The 5,612-nt window shown below is 71.3% G+C and carries 3 protein-coding genes and 2 pseudogenes; 2 read left to right on the plus strand and 3 right to left on the minus strand.

The genetic code is table 11. The features are described from left to right. Nucleotides 1-21: 21 nt before the first annotated feature. Nucleotides 22-222 (plus strand): annotated as a pseudogene (locus tag CCN56_RS30505) (enoyl-CoA hydratase/isomerase family protein); the annotation flags it as partial. Between the two features lie 45 nt (nt 223-267). Here the strand turns inward: CCN56_RS30505 and CCN56_RS30510 are convergent. From CCN56_RS30510 to CCN56_RS30520, 3 genes and pseudogenes are all read right to left on the minus strand, one after another. Beyond that, nucleotides 268-633, minus strand: a pseudogene (locus tag CCN56_RS30510) (enoyl-CoA hydratase/isomerase family protein); the annotation flags it as partial. A gap of 78 nt (nt 634-711) precedes the next feature. Beyond that, entirely contained in the window at nt 712-1,962 is a 1,251-nt protein-coding gene (locus tag CCN56_RS30515; RefSeq protein WP_086831167.1) for an Ig-like domain-containing protein, read from the minus strand. Nucleotides 1,963-2,120: 158 nt separating this feature from the next. Further along, nucleotides 2,121-3,287, minus strand: coding sequence for an Ig-like domain-containing protein (locus CCN56_RS30520; protein WP_086831168.1), 1,167 nt, complete (start codon nt 3,285-3,287; stop codon nt 2,121-2,123). 215 nt (nt 3,288-3,502) lie between these two features. Here CCN56_RS30520 and glgX point away from each other — a divergent pair. Further along, nucleotides 3,503-5,612 (plus strand): glycogen debranching protein GlgX (gene glgX, locus CCN56_RS30525; protein ID WP_086831169.1); only part of this gene is annotated, 2,110 nt, incomplete at its 3' end.

Raw genomic sequence — 5,612 nt, forward strand, 5'->3', positions numbered from 1 at the left:
ATCCGCCTCGACCGTCCCCCGATGAACGCCCTGGACATCGCCACCCAGGACCGGCTGCGCGAGCTGGCCCAGGAGGCCACCGACCGCGACGACGTGCGGGCCGTGGTCCTCTACGGCGGCGAGAAGGTGTTCGCGGCCGGCGCGGACATCAAGGAGATGCAGGTCATGGACCACGTGGCCATGGTCAAGCGCTCGCGCGCCCTCCAGGACTCCTTCACCGCCGTCGCCCGCATCCCCAAGCCGGTCGCCGCCGCGATCACCGGTTACGCTGTCGGCGGCGATCCGGTAGTCGGCGCAGAGCGCGAGCTCGCAGCCGCCGCCCAGCGCGTAACCGGTGATCGCGGCGACGACCGGCTTGGGGATGCGGGCGACGGCGGTGAAGGAGTCCTGGAGGGCGCGCGAGCGCTTGACCATGGCCACGTGGTCCATGACCTGCATCTCCTTGATGTCCGCGCCGGCCGCGAACACCTTCTCGCCGCCGTAGAGGACCACGGCCCGCACGTCGTCGCGGTCGGTGGCCTCCTGGGCCAGCTCGCGCAGCCGGTCCTGGGTGGCGATGTCCAGGGCGTTCATCGGGGGACGGTCGAGGCGGATCGTGCCGACGCCTTCGGCGACTTCGAGGTTCACAGTCATGGAAGGAAGGTTAGTGGCCGTTAACGACGAGGGGCCCGGTGCTGTTGCTCACAGCACCGGGCCCCTGTCACGGGAGATCTAGGCGATCCACTCCGACCAGTCCATGTTCCAGCCGTTGAGGCCGTTGTCCGGCTGGATCTGCTTGTCCTTGGAGTTCTTCACGATGACCACGTCACCGATGAGCGAGCGGTCGTAGAACCAGGCCGCCGGCATCGAGCTGTCGCCCGCGCCCCGCGCGTCCTGCAGGCCGACACAGCCGTGGCTGGTGTTGGTGGTGCCGAAGATCCCCGGGGAGCCCCAGTAGTTGCCGTGCACGAAGGTGCCCGAGTTGGACAGGCGCATCGCGTGCGGCACGTCCTTGATGTCGTACTCGCCGCCGAAGCCCACGGTGGCCCCGTTCATGCGGGTCACCTGGTACTTCTCGCTGATGACCATCTGCCCGTTGTACGTCGTCGTGGACGGCGCGCCCGCGCTGATCGGGATGGTCTTGATGATCTTGCCGTCGCGCTCGACCTGCATGGTGTGCGCGGAGGCGTCCACCGTGGAGACCTGACGGCGGCCGATGGTGAAGGAGATCGTCTTCTTCTGCTTGCCGTAGACGCCCGGGCGGCCCTCGACGCCGTCCAGGTTGAGCTGCACCGTCACCTTGGTGCCGGCGGCCCAGTAGTCCTTGGGACGGAAGTCCAGGCGGTCGTTGCCGAACCAGTGGCCTTCGATCCGGACGGCCGGGACGGCCGTCACCTTGATGGCCTTCTCGACGGCGTCGGGGTCGGTGATGCCCCGGGTGAAGTTGATGGAGACCGGCATGCCGACGCCGACGGTCGAACCGTCCTCCGGCGTGTACTGGCCGATGAAGGTGTTCTTCGGGACGAGCGTGGTGAAGGTGGTGTCCTTCGCCGACTCGCGGCCGTCGGCGTCCTTCGCGATCGCGTGGACCTTGTACTGGGTGGACGCCGCCAGGTGCGCGGTCGGCGACCAGCTGGAGCCGTCGGCGGCGATCTTGCCCTCGACCTCGGCACCCTTGGAGTCGGCGACGGTGACCGTGGTCAGCTTGCCCTGCTGCGCGGTGACCTTGAGGGCCCCGCTGGTGGCGACCGAGTCGGCGCCGTCCTTCGGAAGGATCGTCACGACCGCCTGGGAGGCCGCGTTCTCCTGCTTGCCGCCGCCCTGGGCGGCCGGCCCCTGTCCCCCCGCGCCGCCGGCGGTCTCACCGCCGCCGCAGGCGGTCAGGACCAGGAGCAGCGCCCCCGCCGCCAGGGCCTGCAGCTTGACGCCCCCGCGCCGCCGCCCGCTCTTGACCGATGCCCCCGATATCGGCTGCCCGTTCACTGTGGTGTCTCCCCTCACACGGCCCGGCAACGCCACGGCCCCACCCCCGTGCGCATCCACTCGCGCACACAGCGCTAGATAATCACACCGCAGGACACGAAAGTTCCTCGCGAATGTCACCGTTCGGCACCAGTCGAGTGGTACGGGACGACCCGGGTTCACCCCAGCGCGGAGCCGGCCTTCCACTCGCTCCACCCCAGGTTCCAGCCGCCGAGGCCGTTGTCGGGGGCGACCTCCTTGTCCTTGGAGTTGACCACCTCCACCACGTCGCCGATGAGCGTCCGGTCGAAGAACCAGCCCGCGGGCGAGTCCGCGCTGCCGCCCTTCTCGTCCCGGAGGCCCACGCAGCCGTGGCTGACGTTGGCGGAGCCGAAGGTGGAGGCGTCGGCCCAGTAGTTGCCGTGCAGGAAGGTCCCCGAGTCGGTGAGGCGCATCGCGTGCGGCACGTCCTTGATGTCGTACTCGCCGCCGAAGCCGACCGTCCTGCCGTCCATCCGCGTCACGTCGTACAGCTCGGTGACGACCATCTTCCCGTTGTACGTGGTGTTCTTCGGCGCGCCCGCGGTGATCGGCACCGTGGCGAGGACCTCGCCGTTCCGCCTGACCTCCATGGTGTGCGCGGCGGCGTCCACGAGGGAGACCTGGGAGCGGCCGATGGTGAAGCCGACCGTCTTGCGCTGGATGCCGTACACCCCGGGCGCCCCCTCGACGTCCCGCAGGCCGATCTCCACGGTGACCTTGGTGCCCGGCCGCCAGTACGCGGCGGGCCGGAAGTCGAGCCGCTCCTTGCCGAACCAGTGGCCGACGACCTCCACCGGCGGCTCCGAGGTGACGCGGACGGCCCGCTCGACCGCGGCCCGGTTCTCGATCGGCAGGTTGAAACCGAAGGAGACGATCATGCCGGTGCCGACCGTGGAACGGTTCTCCGGCTTGAAGTAGCCGATGAAGCGGGACTCGGGGACCACGGTGGTGAAGGTGGTGTGCCGGGCCGAGCGGCGCCCGTGCCCGTCGAGCGCGACCGCGTCCACGCTGTACTTGGCGGCCAGCGCGAGCCGGGTGTCCGGCCGGGGCCGCCAGCGCAGCCCGTCCGCCGAGATCTCCCCGGCCACCTCGGCACGCCGGCCGTCCTCGACCTCGACGACGGTCACCCGTTCGAGCCGGCCGCTGTCCACCTTCACCTCGACGGGTCCGTCGGCCGACACCGCCCGGCTGCCGTCCTCCGGACTCACCCGGATGACGTCACCGGGGGCCCTCGCCTTGCCCGGCAGGGAGACGTCGACGCCCCCTTCGCCGTCCGTCGCCGTGCAGCCCACGAGGCCCGCCATCAGTCCCGCCACCGCGAGGGCGTGCCTCGCCCGCTTCCATACAAGTGTCACGCTCGGCCCAACGACGGCCACCCTCCAGGGGAAACGTGCGTGCGGGTCATGTTGGGAGCACGGCCGTGCGGGCAGAACAGGGGGAGAACCACGCGCGGGAGCGGCGGCCGGGACGCCGCCGCTCCCGCGGGTGCGGGCCCGACGAGCCGCGGGAGGCCGGGACGGTGGCGAGCGCAGCCGAGCAGGAGGCGGTACAGGAGCATGCCCTGGAGCGGGCCGGGCCACCCGTGTGGCCGGGGGCGCCGACGCCCCTCGGTGCCCGCTGCCGGGTCGGCCCCGGCGGGGTCACGGGCACCAACTTCGCCCTGTGGGCGGGCGGCGCGGAGGCGGTGGAACTGTGCCTCTTCGACGCCGACGGCAGGGAGACACGACTCCCCCTGACGGAGCTGACGCACGAGATCTGGCACGGCTTCGTGCCGGGCGTCGGCCCCGGACAGCGGTACGGGTACCGGGTGCACGGCCGCTGGGACCCGTGGACGGGCGCCCGCTGGAACCCGGCGAAGCTGCTCCTCGACCCGTACGCGCGGGCCGTCGACGGCGACTTCGCGGCGCTGCCCCCGGAGGCGTACGGACACGTCAGGGACTGGCCGCAGCAGCACGTGGCCGACACCGTCCGCGACGAGCGGGACTCCGCCCCGTACGTCCCGAAGGGGGTCGTCGTCCATGACGACGACGACTGGGCCGACGACCGCAGGCCCAAGACGCCCTGGCAGGACTCGGTCATCTACGAACTCCACGTCAAGGGCTTCACGAAGCTGCACCCGGGCATCCCGGAGCACCTGCGGGGCACGTACGCGGGCCTGGCGCACCCCGCCGCGATCGACCACCTGGTCCGCCTCGGCGTGACGGCGGTCGAACTCCTCCCGGTCCACCAGTTCGCCCACGAGGACCACCTCCTCCGCCGCGGCCTGCGCAACTACTGGGGCTACAACTCGATCGGCTACTTCGCCCCGCACGCCGGCTACTCCTCCTCGGGGACGACCGGGCAGCAGGTCGGCGAGTTCAAACGGATGGTGCGGGCGCTGCACGCGGCCGGGATCGAGGTCATCCTCGACGTCGTCTACAACCACACGGCGGAAGCGGGCGAGCTGGGCCCCACCCTCTCCCTGAAGGGCATCGACAACCGCGGCTACTACCGGCTCCAGTCCGACGCCCGCCGGTACGCCGACTACACGGGCTGCGGCAACACCCTGCACGTCGTACAGCCGCAGGTCCTGCGCCTCATCACCGACTCCCTGCGCTACTGGGTCACGGAGATGGGCGTCGACGGCTTCCGCTTCGACCTGGCGGCGGCGCTGGCCCGGTCGATGCACGACGTCGACATGCTGTCCCCGTTCCTCGCGGTCATCGCCCAGGACCCGGTGCTGCGCCGGGTGAAGCTGATCGCCGAACCGTGGGACGTGGGCAACGGCGGCTACCAGGTAGGCGCCTTCCCCCCTCTCTGGACGGAATGGAACGACCGCTACCGGGACGCCGTACGGGACTTCTGGCGCGGCGCCCTGCCGGACGTGCGGGACCTCGGCTACCGGCTGTCCGGCTCCAGTGACCTGTACGCGTGGGGCGGACGACGGCCGTACGCCTCCGTCAACTTCGTCACCGCCCACGACGGCTTCACGCTGAGGGATCTCGTCACGTACGAACGGAAACACAACGAGGCCAACGGCGAGGGCAACCGGGACGGCACGCACGACAACCGCTCCTGGAACTGCGGGGTGGAGGGCGAGACCGACGACCCGGGGATCCAGGGGCTGCGCCTGCGCCAGCAGCGCAACCTCCTCACCACCCTCCTCCTCTCCACCGGGGTGCCGATGCTCGTCGCCGGCGACGAGATGGGCCGCACGCAGGGAGGCAACAACAACGCGTACTGCCAGGACAACGAGCTGGGCTGGCTGGACTGGTCGCTGCCGGACGACCCCGGCCGGGCCGGGCTCCTGGCCCTCACCCGCCGCCTCCTCGCACTCCGCCACCGCCACCCGGTCCTCCGCCGCCGGGCCTTCTTCTCCGGCCGGCCGCAGGGCGCGGACGGGCTGCGGGACCTGGCCTGGTTCACGGCGGAGGGCACGGAGATGACGGAGCGGGACTGGTACGCGCCGACGGCGACGCTCGGGCTCTACCTGTCGGGCCGCGACATCCCGGGCCGGGACGCGCGGGGCGAGCAGATCACCGACGACAGCTTCCTCGCCGTCCTGCACGCCGGGCCCCGGCCCCTGGAGTTCCGCCTGCCGGGCCCGCCGTGGGCGGAGTCGTACGAACTCGTCGTGGACACGGGCGGGG

Origin of the sequence: Streptomyces sp. NRRL B-24572 (assembly GCF_002156145.1) — a bacterium.
Classification (GTDB): Bacteria; Actinomycetota; Actinomycetes; order Streptomycetales; family Streptomycetaceae; genus Streptomyces; species Streptomyces vietnamensis.

Excerpts from the sequence above, each read along its gene's own strand:
- CCN56_RS30520 (WP_086831168.1), bottom strand. The coding sequence starts at position 3,287 with ATGGCGGGCCTCGTGGGCTGCACGGCGACGGACGGCGAAGGGGGCGTC.